21 protein-coding genes are annotated in these 19,413 nt (G+C 67.6%); 14 read left to right on the forward strand and 7 right to left on the reverse strand.

Annotation, left to right across the window (positions count from 1 at the left end; all coding sequences use genetic code 11):
• Positions 1-75 precede the first annotated feature (75 nt).
• Genes ACTHQV_RS07480 through ACTHQV_RS07490 form a run of 3 tightly spaced genes read right to left on the reverse strand, consistent with a single transcriptional unit; the run spans position 76 to position 4,139 of the window.
• Positions 76-903: a 4-(cytidine 5'-diphospho)-2-C-methyl-D-erythritol kinase gene (locus ACTHQV_RS07480; RefSeq protein WP_440489272.1), complete on the reverse strand. Its 828-nt coding sequence runs from the start codon at positions 901-903 to the stop codon at positions 76-78.
• A gap of 4 nt (positions 904-907) precedes the next feature.
• Positions 908-2,452 (reverse strand): tetratricopeptide repeat protein, encoded by a 1,545-nt coding sequence (locus tag ACTHQV_RS07485; RefSeq protein WP_440489274.1) that lies wholly within the window; start codon positions 2,450-2,452, stop codon positions 908-910.
• Between the two features lie 25 nt (positions 2,453-2,477).
• Positions 2,478-4,139 (reverse strand): electron transfer flavoprotein-ubiquinone oxidoreductase, encoded by a 1,662-nt coding sequence (locus tag ACTHQV_RS07490; protein WP_440489275.1) that lies wholly within the window; start codon positions 4,137-4,139, stop codon positions 2,478-2,480.
• Positions 4,140-4,258: 119 nt separating this feature from the next.
• On the opposite strand from ACTHQV_RS07490, the gene ACTHQV_RS07495 reads away from it, so the two are divergent.
• Genes ACTHQV_RS07495 through moaB form a run of 3 tightly spaced genes read left to right on the forward strand, consistent with a single transcriptional unit; the run spans position 4,259 to position 7,261 of the window.
• Positions 4,259-4,975, forward strand: a complete 717-nt coding sequence (locus ACTHQV_RS07495; protein ID WP_440489277.1) for a uracil-DNA glycosylase family protein — start codon at positions 4,259-4,261, stop codon at positions 4,973-4,975.
• 29 nt (positions 4,976-5,004) lie between these two features.
• Positions 5,005-6,744: a transglycosylase SLT domain-containing protein gene (locus ACTHQV_RS07500; protein WP_440489413.1), complete on the forward strand. Its 1,740-nt coding sequence runs from the start codon at positions 5,005-5,007 to the stop codon at positions 6,742-6,744.
• Complete coding sequence (gene moaB, locus ACTHQV_RS07505; protein ID WP_440489279.1) at positions 6,734-7,261, forward strand: molybdenum cofactor biosynthesis protein B; 528 nt, start codon at positions 6,734-6,736, stop codon at positions 7,259-7,261. Before ACTHQV_RS07500 ends, moaB begins: the two co-directional genes overlap by 11 nt.
• A 16-nt stretch (positions 7,262-7,277) precedes the next feature.
• Here moaB and ACTHQV_RS07510 read toward each other — a convergent pair whose 3' ends face one another.
• Both ACTHQV_RS07510 and ACTHQV_RS07515 read right to left on the reverse strand, forming a co-directional pair.
• A complete protein-coding gene (locus tag ACTHQV_RS07510) occupies positions 7,278-7,766 on the reverse strand; it encodes a YbjN domain-containing protein (protein ID WP_440489281.1) in 489 nt (162 codons plus the stop codon).
• Between the two features lie 59 nt (positions 7,767-7,825).
• Entirely contained in the window at positions 7,826-8,155 is a 330-nt protein-coding gene (locus ACTHQV_RS07515; RefSeq protein ID WP_440489282.1) for a VOC family protein, read from the reverse strand.
• Between the two features lie 57 nt (positions 8,156-8,212).
• Here ACTHQV_RS07515 and ACTHQV_RS07520 point away from each other — a divergent pair, with 57 nt between their 5' ends.
• The 7 genes from ACTHQV_RS07520 (at position 8,213) to coaD (ending at position 14,206) form a co-directional block, all read left to right on the forward strand.
• Positions 8,213-9,283 carry a PA0069 family radical SAM protein gene (locus tag ACTHQV_RS07520; RefSeq protein WP_440489284.1) on the forward strand — a complete coding sequence of 357 codons (1,071 nt, stop codon included), beginning with the start codon at positions 8,213-8,215 and terminating at the stop codon, positions 9,281-9,283.
• Between the two features lie 62 nt (positions 9,284-9,345).
• The gene (locus ACTHQV_RS07525; protein ID WP_440489286.1) at positions 9,346-10,764 is read left to right on the forward strand and encodes a M48 family metalloprotease; all 1,419 of its coding nucleotides are present in this window, start codon (positions 9,346-9,348) and stop codon (positions 10,762-10,764) included.
• Between the two features lie 39 nt (positions 10,765-10,803).
• On the forward strand, positions 10,804-11,970 hold the full coding sequence (locus ACTHQV_RS07530) for an NAD(P)/FAD-dependent oxidoreductase (RefSeq protein ID WP_440489287.1): 1,167 nt from the start codon (positions 10,804-10,806) through the stop codon (positions 11,968-11,970).
• A complete protein-coding gene (locus ACTHQV_RS07535) occupies positions 11,967-12,446 on the forward strand; it encodes a DNA-deoxyinosine glycosylase (protein ID WP_440489289.1) in 480 nt (159 codons plus the stop codon). The genes ACTHQV_RS07530 and ACTHQV_RS07535 overlap by 4 nt, the downstream gene beginning before the upstream one ends.
• 115 nt (positions 12,447-12,561) lie before the next feature.
• Positions 12,562-12,804: an exodeoxyribonuclease VII small subunit gene (locus tag ACTHQV_RS07540; protein WP_055999565.1), complete on the forward strand. Its 243-nt coding sequence runs from the start codon at positions 12,562-12,564 to the stop codon at positions 12,802-12,804.
• On the forward strand, positions 12,804-13,709 hold the full coding sequence (locus ACTHQV_RS07545; RefSeq protein ID WP_440489291.1) for a polyprenyl synthetase family protein: 906 nt from the start codon (positions 12,804-12,806) through the stop codon (positions 13,707-13,709). Before ACTHQV_RS07540 ends, ACTHQV_RS07545 begins: the two co-directional genes overlap by 1 nt.
• Positions 13,706-14,206, forward strand: a complete 501-nt coding sequence (gene coaD / locus ACTHQV_RS07550) for a pantetheine-phosphate adenylyltransferase (protein WP_440489293.1) — start codon at positions 13,706-13,708, stop codon at positions 14,204-14,206. Before ACTHQV_RS07545 ends, coaD begins: the two co-directional genes overlap by 4 nt.
• Here the strand turns inward: coaD and ACTHQV_RS07555 are convergent.
• Complete coding sequence (locus ACTHQV_RS07555) at positions 14,203-14,754, reverse strand: DedA family protein (protein WP_440489295.1); 552 nt, start codon at positions 14,752-14,754, stop codon at positions 14,203-14,205. The two genes, coaD and ACTHQV_RS07555, sit on opposite strands and share 4 nt — an antisense overlap.
• Before the next feature lie 101 nt (positions 14,755-14,855).
• Here ACTHQV_RS07555 and ACTHQV_RS07560 point away from each other — a divergent pair, with 101 nt between their 5' ends.
• The 4 genes from ACTHQV_RS07560 to ACTHQV_RS07575 all read left to right on the forward strand — a co-directional run bounded on the left by ACTHQV_RS07560 (position 14,856) and on the right by ACTHQV_RS07575 (position 18,079).
• Positions 14,856-15,887 (forward strand): COX15/CtaA family protein, encoded by a 1,032-nt coding sequence (locus ACTHQV_RS07560; protein ID WP_440489296.1) that lies wholly within the window; start codon positions 14,856-14,858, stop codon positions 15,885-15,887.
• Positions 15,888-16,015: 128 nt separating this feature from the next.
• Positions 16,016-16,495, forward strand: a complete 480-nt coding sequence (gene rplM / locus ACTHQV_RS07565) for a 50S ribosomal protein L13 (RefSeq protein WP_440489298.1) — start codon at positions 16,016-16,018, stop codon at positions 16,493-16,495.
• The gene (gene rpsI / locus ACTHQV_RS07570; RefSeq protein ID WP_440489300.1) at positions 16,495-17,046 is read left to right on the forward strand and encodes a 30S ribosomal protein S9; all 552 of its coding nucleotides are present in this window, start codon (positions 16,495-16,497) and stop codon (positions 17,044-17,046) included. Before rplM ends, rpsI begins: the two co-directional genes overlap by 1 nt.
• A 283-nt stretch (positions 17,047-17,329) precedes the next feature.
• Positions 17,330-18,079: a class I SAM-dependent methyltransferase gene (locus tag ACTHQV_RS07575; protein ID WP_440489302.1), complete on the forward strand. Its 750-nt coding sequence runs from the start codon at positions 17,330-17,332 to the stop codon at positions 18,077-18,079.
• Between the two features lie 570 nt (positions 18,080-18,649).
• Here the strand turns inward: ACTHQV_RS07575 and ACTHQV_RS07580 are convergent.
• Positions 18,650-19,408, reverse strand: coding sequence for a metallophosphoesterase family protein (locus tag ACTHQV_RS07580; RefSeq protein WP_440489304.1), 759 nt, complete (start codon positions 19,406-19,408; stop codon positions 18,650-18,652).
• Positions 19,409-19,413 lie beyond the last annotated feature (5 nt).

Consider the following 19,413-nt stretch of genomic DNA (forward strand, 5'->3'; position numbering starts at 1 on the left):
CCGTTACAAGCTTCATGCCAGCCGGTTTGCGGAGGGGAAGCGGTGCGCCCTGCCCCGCTTCGACACAAAACATCGTCACGCGAGTGCCGTTTCGAGGCACCACCAGTCAGGCTGCGCCGCGCGAATGGCAGCAGCGGCTGCGGTGCGGGCGGCGGGGTCGTCGAACAAGGCGAAACAGGTCGCACCCGATCCCGACATGCGGGCGAGCCGTACGCCCGGAAGGATTTGGAGCATGGCGAGGACATCGTCGATCGCGGGGGCGAGTGCGCGCGCGGGCGGTTCGAGGTCGTTGCGGCCTGCCTGCGCGATCGACAGCGCTTCGCCATCGCCGATCGGGCCGCGATCGATGCGGTCCCAGCCGGCAAAGACCTGCGCGGTCGATACGGCGACGCCGGGATTTACCAGCAGCACCGGCAATTTCGGCGCGTCGATCGGGGTCAGTCGTTCGCCGCGCCCTCGCCCCATCATGGTGCGTCCGACCAAGCAGGCGGGTACGTCGGAACCGAGCCGGTCGGCGATCGCCATCAGCGTCGGATCATCGAGCCCGATGCCCTGCAACCGGGCCAGCCCGCGCAGGGCCGCGGCGGCATCGGCCGATCCACCGCCGATGCCCGACGCGACCGGGAGATGCTTGTCAAGGACGAAGGCAACGGGATGGCCGGGGCCGAAGCCGGCGCGAAAGGCATCGCGGGCGCGGGTGACTAGATTGTCGCCCTCCCCGCCCAAACCCGCCGCGAACGGACCGGTGATGGCAAAGCCGTCGCGATCGGCCGGGGTCAGCGTCACCGTGTCGCCGTGGGTGACGAAGGCGAACAGCGTTTCGAGTTCGTGATAGCCATCGGCGCGCCGCGCGCGGACGTGGAGCGCGAGGTTGAGCTTGGCGGGGGCGGGTTCGACGATCATCGAATCAGCGTTGCGACGAAGCGGGTCCGTTCGCAAGCTTGCTCGCCAGTCGCGCGGCGTCGGCAACCTCGGCCTCGACCGATGCCGCGCGCCACGCATAGCGGGCTTCGACCCGGCGACCGGCGCGCCAATAGGCGTCGCCGAGATGCTCGTTGATCTCGACATCGTCGGGCGCAGCCCGCGCCGCCCCCTCGATGAGCGGCAGCGCGGCGGTCACGTCGCCGGCGCGGAACCGGGCCCAGCCGAGCGAATCGGCGATTGCCGGGTCCTTGGGGGCCAGCGCATGGGCGCGTTCGAGCATCCGCGTCGCCTCGACGATATTCTCGCCGCGATCGACCTGCGCATAGCCGAGATAGTTGAGCGCGGCGGGTTCCTGCGGTGCCAGTTCGACCGCGCGGCGCAGCATTGGAAGCGCCGCCGCCCAGTCGCCCGCCCGGTCAAGCGCGGCGCCGCGTTGCAGGTAGAGCGACCAGTCGTTCGCCGCACCCGGCCGGGCCATGGCGCGGGCATAGACGGCGGCGGCTTCCTGCGCACGACCGGTTTCGAGCAGCAGGTCGGCGTAGCGGCGCAGGCCGGCGGTGGTGGCATCGGCCCGCCCGGCCTGTTTCGCGGCAAGGGCCAGTGCGGCGTCTAGATTGCCGGCGCGCTGCTGGATGACGATGGCGAGCGCGGCGGCGCTGGGCGCGAAGGGATCGTCGGCGGGGATCGCGGCGAGTGCCGTCTGCGCCTCGGCAGTAGCATCGCTGCGGGCGAGCGCATCGGCGAGCGCAAGGCGGGCGCGGCTATAGTTCGGATCGAGCAGCAGCGCCGAGCGGCTGAGCATGATCGCCAGCGGTTCGGTTCCCTCGGCAGACAGGTCGCCGGACATGCGCGTCAACAGGCGCGAGATGCCGAAGCGGGCATCGCCCTTGCTGCCCCGGCCGAGCGTCGCGGCGCTGCGCGACAGGACCGGGTCGTCGCCGGCCAACAGCGCGCGGGCGGTATCGCCCTGCCCCGCCCGCGCCAGCAGTTGCGCGGCGTTGAGGCGGAGATCGGCATCGTTGCCGCCGGTGGTCAGCAGCGCACGGACCGCGGCAACCCCCTCGGTCACCTGTCCGGTCGCGAGCAGGCGCAGCGCCTGATTTTCGGCAGCGTAGCGGCGGGGGATCGCACCGCCGTCGCCGGCCACCGTAGGTGCGGGCTGATCGACCCATATGGCGAGCAACGGCGCAAGGAAGCCCAGCGGAGATCCCGCCAGCCGGGCGAGTGCCGCGCGTTGTCCGGCAGCGTCGCGCCGGTCGACGGCGTCGGCGAACGCAAGGATATCGAGATCGGGCGGCGCCACATCGGCGGCACGCAGCACCGCCCCCGCCCGGCGGGCGAGCGTCAGGTCGCCACTCGCCAGTGCCTCGCGCAGCGCACGCACGGCGATGACCGGATCGGTCGGCTGGGCGGCCAGCGCCTGTGCATAGCCCTGCGCCGCGATCGTCGCCCGGCCATCGGCATCGGCGGCACGCGCCCGCATATAGGCGGCGAGCGGGGTGTCGGCGGCAAGGGCAGGCGACGCCACCAGCGCCGCCGCGAGGATGCCGAGACTACATGTTCGGATAATTCGGCCCTCCGCCGCCTTCCGGCACGACCCAGTTGATGTTCTGCGTCGGGTCCTTGATGTCGCACGTCTTGCAGTGGACGCAGTTCTGCGCGTTGATGACGAATTTGGGTTCGCCCACCTCCTGCCCCACAATCTCATATACGCCCGCCGGGCAATAACGTTGCGCGGGTTCGTCATAGAGCGGCAGGTCGTATGCGACCGGGACGTCGGGGTCCTTCAGCGTCAGATGGACCGGCTGATCCTCTTCGTGATTGGTGTTCGATAGGAACACCGAGGAGAGGCGATCGAAGCTCAGCACGCCGTCGGGTTTGGGATAGGCGATCGGCTGGACCTGATCCTTGCGCCACAGGCTTTCGTGATCGGGGTGGTGACCCATGGTGAAGGGCATGCGCAGCCCCCAATGCTCGGCCCACATCGTCGCATTCGCCACGCCCGACCCGACGAAATCGCCGAATTTCTTGACCAAAGGCACGACGTTGCGAACCTTGCGCAGCTCCTCGTACACCCAGCTCGCTTCATAAGCGGCGGTGTAGGCGGTCAGCTCGTCGCCCTGCCGCCCGTCGCGCACCGCAGTGAAGGCAGCTTCGGCGGCCATCATGCCCGACTTCATCGCGGTGTGGATGCCCTTGATCCGCGGGACGTTCAGGAAACCCGCCGAACAGCCGACCAGCGCGCCGCCGGGGAAGGTCAGCTTCGGCACCGACTGCCACCCGCCATCGTTGATCGCGCGCGCGCCATAGGACACGCGCTTGCCGCCCTTCAGGATCGCGGCGATCGCCGGATGGGTCTTCCACCGCTGCATCTCGTTGAAGGGCGAGAGATAGGGGTTCGAATAGTTGAGCCAGGTGACGAAGCCCAACGCCACCTGGCCATTTGCCTGATGATACAGGAAGCCGCCGCCATTGGACCCACGCGTCTCGCTGAGCGGCCAGCCCTGCGTATGGATCACCCGGCCGGGGGCATGGTTTTCGGCCGGAATGTCCCACAATTCCTTGATACCCAGACCATAGACCTGCGGTTGGCTGTCGCGCGCCAGATCGAAGGTGCGGATGATCTGCTTCGACAGGTGCCCGCGCACCCCTTCGGCAAAGAAGGTGTATTTGGCGTGGAGTTCGAGGCCGGGCTGCCAGTCGGGCTTGTGCGTGCCGTCGCGCGCCACGCCCATGTCGCCGGTCGCGACGCCCTTTACCGAGCCGTCCTCGTGATAGAGGATCTCGGCTGCGGCGAAGCCGGGGAAGATTTCTACGCCCAGCCCCTCGGCCTGTTCGGCCAGCCACCGGCACATATTGCCGAGCGAGCCGGTATAGGTGCCCTTGTTCTGCATGAAGGGCGGCAGGATGCGGTGCGATACCTCGCTGCTGTCGGTTTCGGACAACAGCCAGTGATGATTCTCGGTCACCGGCACTTCGGCCATCGGGCAGCCCTGCTCACGCCAGTCGGGCAGCAATTCGTCCATCGCGCGCGGATCGAACACCGCACCCGACAGGATATGGGCGCCGACCTCCGACCCCTTTTCGAGGACGCAGACGGCGATCTCCTCGCCCGTCTCGCCCGCCATCTGCTTCAGCCGGATCGCCGCGGACAGGCCGGCAGGCCCCGCGCCGACGATCACGACGTCATAGGGCATCGATTCCCGTTCGCTCATCTTCCATCCTCATCGCGGGCGCCGCGTACGGCCAACCTCGTCGCGCTACGGCAACGCCCTGTCCTCCCCCACGATTTGGGCAGATTGACGGGGAGGTCAAGGAGAGCGTTAAAGGCGGCATGGGGGCGGACCAGCATATCCAGTGGCACGAAGCCGCAGCCAGCGCGCTCGAATGGTGGCAGGATGCCGGAGTCGACACGCTGGTCGAGGACGAACTGCGCGACTGGTTCGCGACGCCCGCACCGACGCGGGCGCCCGCTGCCGTAGCGTCGACGCCGGTCGCCGACCTGCCGCCGGACACGCTCGATGCGTTCGTGGCGTGGCGGATGAGCGATGCGGTGCCTGAGGCCGGATGGAATGCCGAACGCCTGGCGGTCGCGGCGACAAAAAATCCGGCATTGATGATTCTGACCGACCTGCCCGAGGCCGATGATTCGGCGGAAGCAGGGTGGATGACCGGGCCGGTCGGCGTGCTGCTCGACCGGATGCTGGCAGCGATCGGGCTGGACCGGGACGCGGTGACGATCGCCGGGGTTGCGCAGGCGCGGCCGCTGACCGGGCGGGTACCGGACGATGCACAGGCGACGCTCGACGATCTGGCGCGGCGGCTGGTGACGCTGGTCGCCCCCGCCAAGCTATTGTTGTTCGGGGCGGAACCATGCCGGGCACTGCTGGGGCCCGACGGGCAACGCGGTGGTTTACGGACCCTTCACCATGATGGCATAGACTGCCCCGCCATCGCCACCTTCCACCCGCGCTTCCTGTTGGAGCGGCCCTTGGCCAAGGCGGAAAGCTGGCGGCACTTGCAGTTGCTTACCAGGGAAACGATCACGTGAAGCTGACCCCCATCGTGTTCGCGGCGCTGATGTTGCCCGCCCTCCCCGCGCTTGCCGGCGAGGCGCCGACGCTGGGAAGCGTTGCGCGGACACCGGTCGAGGCGCGGGTGCCGCCGCAATTGTCGGCCGAGGACCGCGATGCCTATACGCAGGTGTTCGCAGCGATTCGGGGCGGACGCTGGGCGGATGCGCAATTGCGGCTCGATGCGATGAAGCCGGGGCCGCTGCATGCGGTGGCGCGCGCCGAACTGTTTACTGCCAAGGGATCGCCGAAGGTGGAGCTGCCGCAGCTGCTGGCGCTGCTGGCCGAAGCGCCCGATTTGCCGCAGGCGCCCGACCTCGCCCGCCTCGCCAGGCTGCGCGGGGCGGACGCGGTACCCGAACTGCCGACGCCGCAGAAGCTGGTGTGGTTCGATGCCGCGCCGGTGCGGCTGCGCGCCAAGGCTGCGCGGAGCGACGCCGCCGCGGCGCAGCTGCTCGAGGCGATGAAGCCGTACGTGAAGGCCGATGACGGTGCCGCCGCCGAAGCACTGATCGCCCCGCGCGAAGCCGAGCTGACGCCGGAAGCGCTGACCGAGATGCGCGGGCGGGTCGCGTGGATCTATTTCGTGGCGGGCGACGATGCCAATGCCCGGCGGCTGGCGGCAGTGGCGCAGCGCGGTTCGGGCGACTGGGCGGCCCAGGCCGACTGGACACAGGGGCTGGCGGCGTGGCGGCAGCAGGATTGCGCCGCGGCGCAGACCGCCTTCGCCAGCGTGGCGCAGCGTGCGGGCGATACCGAATTGCGGTCGGCCGGGCTGTATTGGGCGACGCGCGCCGACATCGCCTGCGGCCGGCCCGACCTGGTTCAGGGGCGGTTGCAGACCGCGGCGCAATATGGCGAGACCTATTACGGGTTGCTGGCGCGGCAGGCGCTGGGTTTAATCGACGGGGCCGATGCCAATGGCCGCGCGCCCGCGACCGACGACTGGCGCGCGCTGGAGCGGCGATCGAACGTAAAGGTCGCCGCCGCGCTGACCGAAATCGGCGAAGGCGCGCTGGCCGACAAGCTGCTGCGCCATCAGGCGCGGATCGGGGGAGCAAGCGACTATGCGGCGCTGACCCGGCTGTGCGGCAGCCTGAACCTGCCCGCGACGCAATTGTGGCTGTCGCATAACGGGCCGCAGGGCGCGCGTCCGCTGGTCGAGGCGCGCTATCCCGCCCCCGACTGGACGCCGGAAGGCGGGTGGCGCGTCGACAAGGCGCTGGTGTTCGCGCACACGCTGCAGGAATCGCGCTTCGATGCTGCTGTCGTCAGCCCGGCGGGAGCGACCGGGCTGATGCAGATCCGGCCCGGCGCACTGACCGACTATGCGCGGGCGCATGGCCTGCAACTCGAAAAATCGGCGCTGTCGAAGCCGCAGGTCAATATGGCGGTCGGGCAAAGCTATCTGGAACAGTTGCGCGACCGGCCGTTCACCGGCGGGCTGCTGCCCAAGGTCATCGCTGCGTACAATGCCGGGCCGACCCCGGTCGAGGCGTGGAACGTGCAGTTGAAGGACGGCGGCGATCCGCTGCTCTACATCGAATCGATCCCCTATTGGGAGACGCGCGGTTACGTCATGACCGTGCTGCGCAATTACTGGATGTACGAGAAGCAGGCGGGCAAGCCATCGGCCAGCCGCGCCGCGCTGGCGCAGGGCATGTGGCCGAAATTCCCGGGGCTACCGGGTGCCGCCGCCGTGCGGGTGAGCAAGACCGGCCGGACGCGCGTCGCCGATGCCAATTGACGAATCCCGGGCGTTCGTGCCCGTCCGCATCGCGGTGCTGACCGTATCGGACACGCGCGGCTTCGCCGACGATCGTTCGGGCGACACGCTGGTCGCGCGGGTCGAGGGGGCGGGCCATATCCTCGCCGCCCGCGCGATCGTGCGCGACGATATCGACACGATCGTCGCGCAACTGGACCAGTGGATCGACGATCCGGCGATCGACTGTATCATCACCACCGGCGGTACCGGGGTTACCGGCCGCGACGTGACGCCCGAGGCGGTCGAACGGGTGGCGACCAAGCTGATCCCCGGTTTCGGCGAACTGTTCCGCTGGCAAAGCTATGCCAAGATCGGCACGTCGACGATCCAGTCGCGCGCCACCGCCGGTGTCGCGCGCGGCACCTATATCTTCGCGCTCCCCGGATCGACCGGCGCGGTGAAGGACGGGTGGGACGGCATCCTTGCCGAACAGCTCGACAGCCGTCACCGACCCTGTAATTTCGTCGAGCTGATGCCGCGGCTGCTGGAGCAATAGCCGAAGCGACCGCTGGTTACTGCTTGGCGGGCTTGGCTTTCGCCGCGTCGCGCTTTTCCTGCAGGAATTTCGTGAACGCGCCGTCCATCGCCTGATACCAGTCGAGCAGTTCAGCGAACTGCGCCTGCGACATGCCGCCGACGACCGTCGCGTCCATGAATTGCAGCATGTCGCCATCGCTGTCGACCGCGACCTTCAGGAAACGCTTCTTGGCGTTCCATTCGTTGGTGATCTCCGGACTGAAGACCAGTTCCTTCTTGTACCACGCATTGAACTGAAACGACTTGCAGTCCTTCAGCCCGTCACATTCGTAGAATTCGATCGTGAACGGCTCCCCGTTGGCGTTGCTCTGGATATAGGGTTCGCCGCCCTTGTTCAGCTTCAGTTCGCCCTTGTAGCCCGCGCGTTGCAACGCGGTGACGACATTACCCGGCTGCCGCAGGTCGAGCATCGCGTCGTCGGGCGCAGCCAACGCCGCCGCCGCCCACAATAGCGCACCGATCATTTCCCTTCCCCGTAATCACCCCCGCACAGCCTAATGTGACGGCGGCGGCGGGTGCAACGTCATTCGGGGACCATCGCCGCGAGCACATGGCCGTCGGGGTCCCGAAAATGGAATCGCCGACCACCGGGAAAGGCGAAGATCGGTTCGACGACAGTCCCGCCGGCGGCTTCGACCGCGGCCAGCGTCGCTTCGAGATCATCGACCTGGATGACCGGGAGCAGGACCGTGAGCGCCGTATCGGCATCCAGCCCGACATCGGTATCGCCGGTCGTCGTCGCGGCATAATCCGGGCCATAGTCGGTGAAGCGCCACCCCATGACCTTCGCATAGAAGTCCGCCGCCGGCCCGGTCGCCGCGACCGGCAGTTCGAGATAGTTCAGGCGCGCCATGTCCGTCCTCCCGTTCGTGTTCTTGCTTCGTTCTAACGAAGCCGGTAGCATCGCGCAATGCGCAACCGTCCTGCCCGTGGAGCGACCGATAATCCGGCGAGCACCCGCTTCGCGCTGCCGGTGCGGGATGCGGACGGCGACTGGCTCGACTGGCGCGAGACGGTGGACGGCGCGGCACCGGTGCTGCGCACGACGGTGACGATCGAACAGCCGCGCACGATCATCGCGCGCAACAGCTCGCCGGACATGCCGTTCGACCGGAGCATCAATCCGTATCGGGGCTGCGAGCATGGCTGCATCTACTGTTTCGCGCGGCCGAGCCATGCCTATCACGACCTGTCGCCGGGGCTGGATTTCGAGACGAAGCTGTTCGCCAAGCCCGAAGCGGCGGCGTTGCTGCGGAGCGAACTGGCCAAGCCCAGCTATGTCGCGCGGCCGATCGCGATGGGGACGAATACCGATCCCTATCAACCAATCGAGCGCGAATGGCGGATCACGCGTGACTGCATCGCGGTGCTCGCGGAGACGAATCACCCGCTGACGATCACGACCAAGTCGGACCGGGTGGTGCGCGATATCGACCTGCTGGCTCCCATGGCGGCAAAGGGTTTGGTCAGCGTCACACTGTCGGTGACGTCGCTCGACCCGGTCGTCGCCCGGACGCTGGAGCCGCGTGCGCCGCATCCGCTGAAACGGCTGGCGGCGGTGGCGAAGCTGACTTCGGCGGGCGTCCCCACCCATGTCTCGATATCGCCGGTCATTCCCGCCATCACCGATCACGAGGTCGAGCATCTGATCGAACGAGCGGCCGAGGCAGGCGCGACCGGGGCGTATTTCCTGCCGGTACGGTTGCCGCACGAGGTCGCGCCGCTATTTCGGGCGTGGCTCGACACCCATTTCCCCGATCGGGCGGGCAAGGTGATGGCGATCGTCCGGTCGCTGCGCGGCGGGCGCGACAATGATCCGGACTTCCATTCGCGGATGCGCGGGCAAGGCGTGTGGGGGCAGTTGCTAGCGACACGCTTCGCCATCGCCTGTCGCCGCCATGGGCTGACCGGTGGCCATGCCCCGCTGCGCTGCGACCTCTTCCGCCCGCCGGCCGGGCCGCAGGGCGACTTGTTCAGCTGAAGGACGGAACCGTTGTCGTATCGCAACGTATTCGGAACGAGACTGAACGGGGACTGCTGAAGATGACGACACGGATCTGGACCGCGGCAATGCTGTGCGCTGCGACGATCGCGGCACCGGCGACGGCGCAGACGCGATCGATCTCGCAGAGCGACCGCGCACAAGGCGCGCAGGCCAATCCGCAGTTGCTGGCGCAATATGGCGGCAAATATTCGGGGCCGCAGTCGGCCTATGTCGAGCGCGTCGGCAAGCGGGTGGCGGTGCAGTCGGGCCTGTCGAACGCGAGCGGCGACTTCACGGTGACACTGCTGAACTCGCCGGTCGAGAACGCCTTCGCCATCCCCGGCGGCTATGTCTATATCACCCGGCAGCTGCTGGCGCTGATGAACAGCGAGGCGGAACTGGCGGCGGTCATGGGGCATGAAGTCGGCCATGTCGCCGCAAGGCACAGCAATTCGCGCAGCACCCGATCGACGTTAGGAACGTTGGGCGCGACGCTGCTGGGCGCAGTGACCGGCAGCGATCTGGTCGGGCGGATCGCAGGCGTCGGGTCGCAGCTCTATACCCTGTCGTACAGCCGTAATCAGGAATATCAGGCCGATCAGTTCGGGGTGCGTTATGCGACGGCTGCTGGCTATGCGCCGTCGGGCATGGCCGATGCGCTGGTGCAGTTGAACGAAGCGCAGGCGTTGGCGGCGCAGACCAGCGGGCGGGGCGGCAACACCGTGCCGACATGGATGAGCACCCACCCCAATGGCGCCGACCGCGTCCGTCGGGCGCGGGCGCTGGCGCAGCAGGCCGGTCGCGCGACGACCCAACCGGCACAGGACGTGACCTATTTGCGGATGCTGGATGGCCTTCGCTATGACGACGATCCCGCGCAGGGGGTGATCGACGGCACGACCTTCAAGCATCCGGCACTTCGCATCCGCTTCACCGCGCCCAGCGGCTATGCGTTGCAGAACGGGACAGACGCGGTGACGATCGCCGGGCAAGGCGGGCAGGCGGAGTTCCGCATGGGGCCGGCCGGCGATCCGGCGAGCTTCGTGCAGCAGCGGCTGGCGTCGCTGGGGGCGCGGACCGCGGTCGAGCCGCAATTGACGCGGATCAACGGCACCGAAGCCGCGATCGCGACGACGCGCGCCACCGCCAACAATCAGGCGGTGGATGTGACGATCGTCGCCTATCGCTACCCCTCGGCCATCTATTATTTCCAGATCGTCACGCCCGCCGGACGCGGCATCGGCCCGTTCGAATCGCTGCTCGACAGCTTCGGCACGCTCAGCCAGGCCGAGGCGAATGCGATCGTCGGCAAGCGCATCCGCATCGTCACGGTGAAGGCCAACGACACCATCGATTCGCTCAGCCGGCAGATGGCCTATCCCGATTTCCAGCGCGACCGGTTCCTGACGCTGAACGGGCTGGAGGACAATGCGCGGCTGGTGCCAGGGCAGTTGGTGAAGGTCGTAGTACGGGGCTGACCCCTTCACCTCGCCCTTCGGCCATGCGAAGGGCGGGCGATGACCAGCCATGACGTCATCATCCTCGGCGCGGGCGGCGCCGGCCTGTTCTGCGCCGGGATCGCCGCGCAGCGCGGGCGGCGGGTGCTGGTCGTCGACCATGCGCCCGATCCGGGTCGCAAGATCGTCATTTCGGGTGGCGGACGGTGCAATTTCACCAATGTCGGGGCGAGTTGGGACCGCTATGTCTCGGCGAACCCGCAATTCGCGCGGTCGGCGCTGGGGCGCTATACCGCGCAGGATTTTGTCGCGCTGGTCGATCGCTACGGTATCGTGTGGCATGAGAAGACGCTGGGGCAGTTGTTCTGCGACGGATCGGCGCGGCAGATCGTGGCGATGCTGTTGGAAGAGGCGACGGCCGCGGAAATCGCGCTGGGCCAGCCGATCCGCGACGTGCGCCATGCCGATGGCATGTTCACCGTCGTGCAGGGCGAGCGCAGCGCCACTGCGCCGTCGTTGGTCGTCGCGACCGGCGGGCCGTCGATCCCGAAGCTGGGCGCAACCGGGTTCGCCTATGATCTCGCCAAGCGCTTCGGGCTGAAGCTGGTCGAGCCGCGCCCGGCACTGGTACCGCTGACGCTGCCGCCCGAGGATGCGCTGTTCCGCGAATTGTCGGGTGTCGCGACCGAGGTCGTGGCAGGCGCGGGCAAGGCGAAGTTCCGCGAGGCGGCGCTGTTCACCCATCGCGGGCTGTCGGGGCCGGCGATCCTGCAGGCATCCTCCTATTGGCGACACCGCGAGGCTGTCACGATCGATTTCGTCCCCGACCAGCCCCCCGGCTGGCTGCTCGCGACCAAGCGCGCGCGTCCCCGCGCCGGGCTGCGATCGGCGCTGGGAGCGGCGCTGCCCGACCGGCTGGCCGAGGCGCTGGCGGCGAAGTTCGAAGTGACGGGCGAACTCGGCAATGCGCGCGACGCGGTACTGGGCGATATCGAACGGCGGCTGTCAGGCTGGCAATTCCATCCCAACGGTACCGAAGGCTTCGCCAAGGCGGAAGTGACCGTCGGCGGCGTCGCGACCGATGGGCTGAACCAGAAGACGATGGCGGCGAAACATCTGCCGGGCCTCTACGTGATCGGCGAGGCGGTCGACGTGACCGGCTGGCTGGGCGGCTATAACTTCCAATGGGCGTGGTCGAGCGGATGGGCGGCGGGACAGGCAGTGTGACGCGCAAGGCGTCGTTCCCGCCGGTGGTCGACGTATCGACACGGGTGCTGATCCTCGGCAGCCTGCCGGGCGATGCCTCGCTGGCGGCGGGGCGTTATTATGCGCATCCGCAGAACCAGTTCTGGCGATTGCTGTCGCCGGTCGTCGGGATCGACCTGCCTGCCCTGCCCTATGACGCGCGACTGGCCGCGCTTCAGAAAGCTGGCATCGGCCTGTGGGACGTAGTGGCAAGCGCGACCCGCCCCGGCAGCAGCGACGCCGCGATCCGCGATGCGACAGCGAACGACGTGGCGGCGCTCATCGCGACGCTGCCCGCGTTGCGGCTGGTGGCGTTCAATGGCGGTACGGCTTGGAAGGCCGGACGCGCGTTGGTGAGCGGTGTCGAGACGCTGGTGCTACCCTCGAGCAGCCCGCTGCATACGGTGGGGGTGGCGGTGAAACAGCCGGCATGGGATGCGATTGGCGCGTATCTGTAGCGGTAGCGTCGTCCACATCCGGGCCGGCCGGTAGCGAAGCATAACCTGTCGCAATCTCGGCAAGCTGCCGGTCGGCAGTTGCAATCGCCCTGCCCCCTGCCCCATAGCGTCGCTCATGTCCGACGAACGCGATGTTTCCGCCCTGTCCTTCGAAGATGCGCTCCGCGAACTCGAGGGGATCGTAAGCCGGTTGGAGACGGGTCAGGAAGACCTGCAGACCGCGATCGACCTCTATGCCCGCGGCGACCTGCTGCGCGCGCAATGTGCTGCCCGGCTCGATGCGGCGCAGGCACGGATCGAGGCGATCCGGGTCGATGCCGAAGGGCGCGCCTCGACCCAGCCGTTCGACGCGCAATAATGGCGACGATCGCGCCGCCGGTGTCGCTGAACGCCGCCCTTCGCGAAATCTCGGCCGAGATGGATCGTCAGTTCGATGCGCTGCTGCCGGTCCCCGGCGATCCGCGCGCGAACCTGTACAGGGCGATGCGCCATGCCGCGATCGGCGGCGGCAAAAGGCTGCGGCCGTTGCTGGTCTTCGCAACCGCGCGGCTGTTCAACGTTCAGCGGACTCGTGCCGCCCGCGCCGCGCTCGCGATCGAGTGCATCCATGTCTACAGCCTGATCCACGACGACCTGCCAGCGATGGACGATGACGACATGCGTCGCGGCAAGCCGACCGTCCACAAGGCGTATGACGAAGCCACCGCGATCCTTGCCGGCGATTGCCTGCATGCGCTGGCGTTCGAAATCCTCGCGCATGAGGCGACGCATCCCGACAGCCATGTGCGGATCGAACTGATCGCCGACCTCGCGCACGCATCGGGGCCGTCGGGCATGGCCGGTGGACAGGCGATGGACCTCGAAGCGGAGGAAACCAGCTTCGACCTCAATACCGTCACCCGGTTGCAGGCGATGAAGACCGGCGCGCTGATCGCCTGTTCGGTCGAGGCCGGGGCGATCCTTGGCCGGCTGCCCGCCGATCAACGCACCTCGCTGCGGGGCTTCGCGCGCGACATCGGCCTCGCCTTCCAGATCGCCGATGACATTCTCGACGTCGAGGGCGACGAGGCGGCGGTCGGCAAGGCGCTGCGCAAGGACGGCGAGGCGGGCAAGGAAACGTTCCTGTCGCTGCTCGGCCTCGACCGCGCCCGCGAACAGGCGCGGTTGCTGGTCGAGCAGTCGATCGAACATCTGCGCGACTTCGGTCACGAAGCCGACCTGCTGCGCGCCATCGCCCGATATGTGCTGGAGCGCGATCGGTGAGGATCGGCGTCTATCCCGGCACCTTCGACCCTATCACCCGCGGGCATATGGATATCATCCGCCGCGGCGCGAAGCTGGTCGACCGGCTGGTCATCGGGGTGACGACCAACCCTTCGAAATCGCCGATGTTCTCGCTCGACGAACGCCTCGCCATGGTCGAGCGCGAAGTGGCCGGGGTCGCGGGCGATATTCGAGTGGTCGCGTTCGATGCGCTGCTGATGACCTTTGCCGAGCGGCAGGGGGCAAGCGTCATCGTGCGGGGCCTGCGCGCCGTCGCCGACTTCGAATATGAATATCAGATGGCGGGCATGAACCAGCAGCTGAACGACCGGATCGAGACGGTCTTCCTAATGGCCGACGTATCGCTGCAACCGATCGCGTCGCGGCTGGTCAAGGAGATCGCGATGTATGGCGGGTCGATCGCCAAATTCGTGTCGCCGGCGGTTTGTGACGAGGTGGTTGCGCGGGTCGAGCGGATCGGGCGCAAGGGCGACTAACGCCGACGCCACCACCAGGTCAGGCCGCCCAATATCGCCAGCGCGATGCCGCCGCCAGCGAGCACCTGCCACGACGGCAGCCAGCGGCCGATCAGTTCGCTCAGACCATGACCGAACCAATAGCCGATTGAGACAAAGATCGTCGCCCATAGCAGCGCCGCCGACCCGTTGAGCAGCGCGAAGCGCGCTAGCGGCAGGCGGGTGGTGCCGATCGCGACGGGGCTGACGGTGCGCAATCCATAGAGGAAGCGGAAGGCGAAGACGAACAGCGTCGGATGCCGTTCGAACGTGGACAAGGCGCGGGCGAAGGCCGGTTTTTCGCGCCAGCGCACCACGCGCGGATGATCGCGGAAGCGCCGGCCGGCGGCGAAGAAGAGTTGGTCGGCGATGAACGATCCGATCGCGGCGGCAAGGATCGCACCGACATAGGGCAACACCCCGCGCTGGACCATGATCCCGCCGAGGATGACGACCGTCTCGCCCTCGACGCCCGCGCCCAACAGCAACGCGGCAAGGCCGTAGCGGGCGATCAGCGCTTCGATCGTCATGGGCAGGCTTTCGGCATGGCGGCACCGTAGCGGCAAGTCCCGAGGGGTAAAGCGAAACGCGCCCCTTTCGTGCGACGGGTACGATCGCTAGATGCCGGGACATGCTCGCTCCTCCCCTTCCCTCGCGCGCCCGGCCGGGTGCAATCGCCCGCTGGCTGTGGTGGGTCGCCGCGCTGATCGTGGCGATGGTCGTGGTCGGGGGGATCACCCGGCTGACCGAATCCGGGCTGTCGATCACCGAATGGAAGCCGCTGTCAGGCACGATCCCGCCGCTGAACGCCGCGCAGTGGGAGGCGGAATTCGCCAATTACCGGCGCATTCCGGAATATCAGCTGCTGAACCAGGGCATGACGCTGGCGCAGTTCAAGGGCATCTTCTTCTGGGAATATGTTCACCGGCTGCTGGGCCGGATCATCGGCCTTGCCTTTGCGCTGCCGCTGGCATGGTTCTGGATCCGGGGTGCAATCCCGACCGGATATAAGGGGCGGTTGCTGGCGCTGCTGGCGCTAGGTGGCCTGCAAGGCGCGATCGGCTGGTGGATGGTCGCCTCGGGGCTGTCGGTCAGGACCGATGTTTCGCATATCCGGCTGTCGGTACACCTGCTCAATGCGCTGTTGATCCTGGCGGGGACGGTGTGGACCGCGCTTGACCTGCGCGAGCTGGCGGCGGATCGCTATGCGCGACCGGCGCGGATGACGGCGATCGGCGCGATCGCGGGGTTGGTGCTGTTCGTCCAGCTGCTGTTCGGGGCGTGGGTTGCGGGACTGAACGCCGGACTGGTCACCGATCAATGGCCGCTGATGAACGGGCGGTTCTTTCCGGCGGACGAATGGGCGGCGCGCAACCCGTTGGATGCGATCGTCAACGACCCCTATGTCGTGCACTTCATCCACCGCTGGTGGGCGTGGGTGACGGTTGCCGCGCTGATCCTGCTGGCGCGCGCGGCGAAGCGCTCCGGGCACCCGAAGGTGGCGAAGGTTGTACATATCGCGTTCGGCATCCAGATCCTGCTGGGCATCGCGACGGTCATGACGGGAGTGCGGATCGAGGTGGCGGCGCTGCACCAGTTCGTGGGCGCGATGCTGGTCGTCGCGACCACCTGGGCGGCGCATGCGACCGGGCGGCGTCTATAGGGTATCTGGATACCCGTCAGCAAAGCCGCTGTTTGCTTGACTTCCGGGCGTAGTTTGGGCAATTGGCCGGCGTTCGCACTGCTCCGGTTCGGGGCGGCTGCGGTTAACTTCCGAAAGGTCCAACGCCCATGAAGGCGCTCATGAAGACCACCAAGTCGGCCAAGCCGCACGAGGTGGAGAAGAAGTGGCATATCGTCGATGCCGACGGCCTGGTGGTCGGTCGCGCGGCGACGATCATCGCCAACGTGCTGCGCGGCAAGCACAAGACGTCGTTCACCCCGCACGTTGATTGCGGTGACAACGTCGTCGTCATCAATGCCGACAAGATCCGCTTCACCTCGAACAAGGCGAAGACGAAGACCTATTACAAGCACACCGGCTATGCCGGCGGCATCAAGGCGGTCACCGCCGAGAAGGTCCTCGAAGGTCGTTTCCCCGAGCGCGTCCTCGAAAAGGCCGTCGAGCGGATGATCCCGCGTGGGCCCCTGGGCCGTGAGCAGATGCGCAACCTGCGCATCTTCAAGGGCACCGAACATCCGCACGGCGCGCAGAACCCCGAGGTTCTCGACATCGCGGGCATGAACCGCAAGAACAAGGTGGGCGCATAATGTCCGACAACCGCCAGTCCCTTTCCGACCTCGCGAACCTGACCGGCCAGCAGGCCCCCGCCGCTACGCAGCAGGCCGCTCCGGCCGCCGAAGTTGGCACCGACGCCCCCGCCCCTGCTCCGGCCGCGCCGACCATGCCGCTGCGTGCGCAGGAAATCGACGCCTATGGCCGCGCCTATGCGACCGGCCGTCGCAAGGACGCCGTCGCCCGCGTGTGGCTGAAGCCGGGTTCGGGCAAGATCACGATCAACGGTCGCGATCAGGAAGTGTATTTCGCGCGTCCGACGCTGCGTCTCGTCATCAACCAGCCGTTCGGCGTCGCCGACCGTACCGGTCAGTATGACGTGATCTGCACCGTCAAGGGCGGTGGTCTGTCGGGTCAGGCCGGCGCGGTCAAGCATGGCATCAGCCAGGCGCTGACCCGGTACGAGCCGATCCTGCGCGCGCCGGTCAAGGCCGCCGGGTTCCTGACCCGCGACAGCCGCGCGGTCGAGCGCAAGAAGTACGGCAAGGCGAAGGCCCGCCGCAGCTTCCAGTTCTCGAAGCGCTAAGGTTACTCGCGAAGCACGGCCCGACGGGCGTGCTTCGTGGAAACGGCCCGCTTTTCCATTCGGACACCCGACCAGCAGATGCTGTGCGGGCCCGAATGGGAAAGCGGGCCGTCGCCGTTTATGGCGACGCCGGTCACGCCGGGGCGGAGAAAAGGTTCCGCCTTTGCGGTCAACAGTACGCGCTTTGGGGCGGTCCGGTATCGGGCCGCCCTTTTCGTTTGGTTCGTAACCGTATAGCGAGTGCCCGTCCGCACGCTGGCGGAGCCGGAATCCAAGAGACGCCATGACCTCGCGTGCCAAAACATCGTTGCTGCCACTTGCCGATTCGGACCTGTGGCCCGACGAACTGCGTCGCAGCCTGTCCGACAAGCTGTTCACCATCGCCTTCGGTGCGATCCAGTGGCCGTGGTTGCTGCGCAGCCTGTCGGGCGGCAAGCGCACCGACAAGGCGCGGTTGATGGCCGAACTGGGCCTTGCCGCCGATGCGCTCCCCAATCTGGGCAGCTGGAAGGCGGATACCGGCTATCTGTCGCTGATCGTCGAACAGATCGCCGCCAGCCGCCCGCGCACCGTCGTCGAACTAGGCACCGGCGCGTCGAGCCTGGTGACCGGCGCGGCGCTGGCGAAGCATGGCGGCGGACAGCTCATCAGCTTCGACCAGCATGCTGGCTTCGTCGATGCGACCCGCGAATGGCTGGCCGAGCATGGCATCGCCGCCGATCTGCGCGCGGCGCCGCTGGTCGAGGCGCCGGGCGACTGGCCGGGTGTGTGGTATGATATCGATGCGCTGCCCGATCAGGTCGACCTGCTGCTGATCGACGGGCCGCCCTGGACGATCCATCCCTATGTCCGTGGCGCGGCCGAAACCTTGTTCGACCGGTTGCCGGTGGGCGGCGTGGTGATGCTCGACGACGGCGCAAGGCCGGGCGAGCGCGTGGTCGCGCAGCGCTGGCGGCGGCGGTGGCCGAACTTCCGGTTCGAACTGGTCAATCGCGGGACCAAGGGGACGTTGATCGGGCGGCGATTGGCGTAGGGGTTTGAGGGCCGGCGAGATTGCCGGGTCTGGGTTGACCCAGCGCTCGACGAAATTTGCAATGTCGCGCCGGCCCGCTCCGTACCCCCGCGCAGGCGGGGGTCCAGGGCCAAGCTAAACGAACGGTTGCGGCTGTGGCCCTGGGTCCCCGCCTGCGCGGGGACACGGCGTAAGGGCCTTCCGCAGCGGTATCGATTTGGGCTGGCGTCTCGTTGCGGAGGCTGATCCTGTAACGCTGACCGGTCACGTCCTCCCAGCGAAGACGGCCCCTCCTGAAATTCAAGCCTTCAATCCGAACGCTATCGTACCCCGGCGAAGGCTGGGGTCCAGTTGGCAAGGCTGCTCCATAACGTACGAACGTCCCCGAAATGGGGCCCGGCCTTCGCCGGGGTACGGAAAAACGTTTCGCAAGGGCTCCGCGAAGGCTGTCATCTCACGGGCCCTGCACGGGACAGGAGCCGGATGCCCCAGCCTTTGCTGGGGCGACGGTTGCAGGCAGGTGAATCGAACTCGAGGCGCAGAGGAAGCGGACCTCCGGATGAGGTCCGGGGCGACGGTGAGTGCCCTCCCCTACCCGCCGAGCGTTACCGGTTCGTCCGGCACACCCATCTTGCGCGCGATCGTTTCGAACGCGCGACCCTCGATGCGGATTTCGTTGAACGACGGCGGGTCGCGGCGGGTGCGGGTCGACAGGGTGCCGGCGCCGACCATGCGCAACATGCCGCGGGGCGAGCGATAGGGCAGGTCGAACGGGTCGTGGACGTGACCCGACAGCACCGCATGCGCGCCGGCGGCGACGACCGCGTCGAGTGCCGCTTCGCCGCCATCGGTCTCGCCGCTCGATTTGGTGCCGACATCGACCAGCGGATGGTGGGCGGCGATGAAGATCAGGTCACCCTTCGGCACCCGGTCGATCAGCTTCAGCGTGCGCGCCAGCGCCTTCGGCCCGACATAGCCCTTCGACCAGTCCCAGCGGAACTGGAAGCGGGCGGTGGTCTTGAGCGGGACGATCGCGACGCCGTCGATCTCGAGCGGGCGTTCGATCATGCGTTCGAGCCGCTTGTAGCGTTTGTAGGGCCGGACGAAGCGGGCAAAGAGATTGTAGAGCGGCAGGTCGTGGTTGCCGACCTCGACCGTGACCGGGCGGCCGAGGCTTTCGAGCCACTCCGCCGCCGCTTCGAATTCGGCGGAGCGGGCGCGCATCGTGAGGTCGCCGGTCATGATGATCGCATCGGGCTGTTCGCGCTTCACCGCTTCGCCGAACCACGCGATCGCCGCCTTGTCCTCCGCGCCGAAATGGACGTCGCTGACATGGAACAGGCGGATCATCTGGC

The sequence above is a fragment of the Sphingomonas sp. SAFR-052 genome (genome assembly GCF_051965015.1).
Lineage (GTDB): Bacteria > Pseudomonadota > Alphaproteobacteria > Sphingomonadales > Sphingomonadaceae > Sphingomonas.

Excerpts from the sequence above, each read along its gene's own strand:
- ACTHQV_RS07520 (WP_440489284.1), top strand. The coding sequence starts at position 8,213 with ATGCGCAACCGTCCTGCCCGTGGAGCGACCGATAATCCGGCGAGCACC.
- ACTHQV_RS07510 (WP_440489281.1), bottom strand. The coding sequence starts at position 7,766 with ATGATCGGTGCGCTATTGTGGGCGGCGGCGGCGTTGGCTGCGCCCGAC.
- rpsI (WP_440489300.1), top strand. The coding sequence starts at position 16,495 with ATGTCCGACAACCGCCAGTCCCTTTCCGACCTCGCGAACCTGACCGGC.
- moaB (WP_440489279.1), top strand. The coding sequence starts at position 6,734 with ATGCCAATTGACGAATCCCGGGCGTTCGTGCCCGTCCGCATCGCGGTG.
- ACTHQV_RS07555 (WP_440489295.1), bottom strand. The coding sequence starts at position 14,754 with ATGACGATCGAAGCGCTGATCGCCCGCTACGGCCTTGCCGCGTTGCTG.
- ACTHQV_RS07480 (WP_440489272.1), bottom strand. The coding sequence starts at position 903 with ATGATCGTCGAACCCGCCCCCGCCAAGCTCAACCTCGCGCTCCACGTC.
- ACTHQV_RS07580 (WP_440489304.1), bottom strand. The coding sequence starts at position 19,408 with ATGATCCGCCTGTTCCATGTCAGCGACGTCCATTTCGGCGCGGAGGAC.
- ACTHQV_RS07490 (WP_440489275.1), bottom strand. The coding sequence starts at position 4,139 with ATGAGCGAACGGGAATCGATGCCCTATGACGTCGTGATCGTCGGCGCG.
- ACTHQV_RS07515 (WP_440489282.1), bottom strand. The coding sequence starts at position 8,155 with ATGGCGCGCCTGAACTATCTCGAACTGCCGGTCGCGGCGACCGGGCCG.
- ACTHQV_RS07525 (WP_440489286.1), top strand. The coding sequence starts at position 9,346 with ATGACGACACGGATCTGGACCGCGGCAATGCTGTGCGCTGCGACGATC.
- ACTHQV_RS07545 (WP_440489291.1), top strand. The coding sequence starts at position 12,804 with ATGGCGACGATCGCGCCGCCGGTGTCGCTGAACGCCGCCCTTCGCGAA.
- ACTHQV_RS07500 (WP_440489413.1), top strand. The coding sequence starts at position 5,005 with ATGTTGCCCGCCCTCCCCGCGCTTGCCGGCGAGGCGCCGACGCTGGGA.
- rplM (WP_440489298.1), top strand. The coding sequence starts at position 16,016 with ATGAAGGCGCTCATGAAGACCACCAAGTCGGCCAAGCCGCACGAGGTG.
- ACTHQV_RS07560 (WP_440489296.1), top strand. The coding sequence starts at position 14,856 with ATGCTCGCTCCTCCCCTTCCCTCGCGCGCCCGGCCGGGTGCAATCGCC.
- ACTHQV_RS07495 (WP_440489277.1), top strand. The coding sequence starts at position 4,259 with ATGGGGGCGGACCAGCATATCCAGTGGCACGAAGCCGCAGCCAGCGCG.
- ACTHQV_RS07575 (WP_440489302.1), top strand. The coding sequence starts at position 17,330 with ATGACCTCGCGTGCCAAAACATCGTTGCTGCCACTTGCCGATTCGGAC.
- ACTHQV_RS07540 (WP_055999565.1), top strand. The coding sequence starts at position 12,562 with ATGTCCGACGAACGCGATGTTTCCGCCCTGTCCTTCGAAGATGCGCTC.
- ACTHQV_RS07530 (WP_440489287.1), top strand. The coding sequence starts at position 10,804 with ATGACCAGCCATGACGTCATCATCCTCGGCGCGGGCGGCGCCGGCCTG.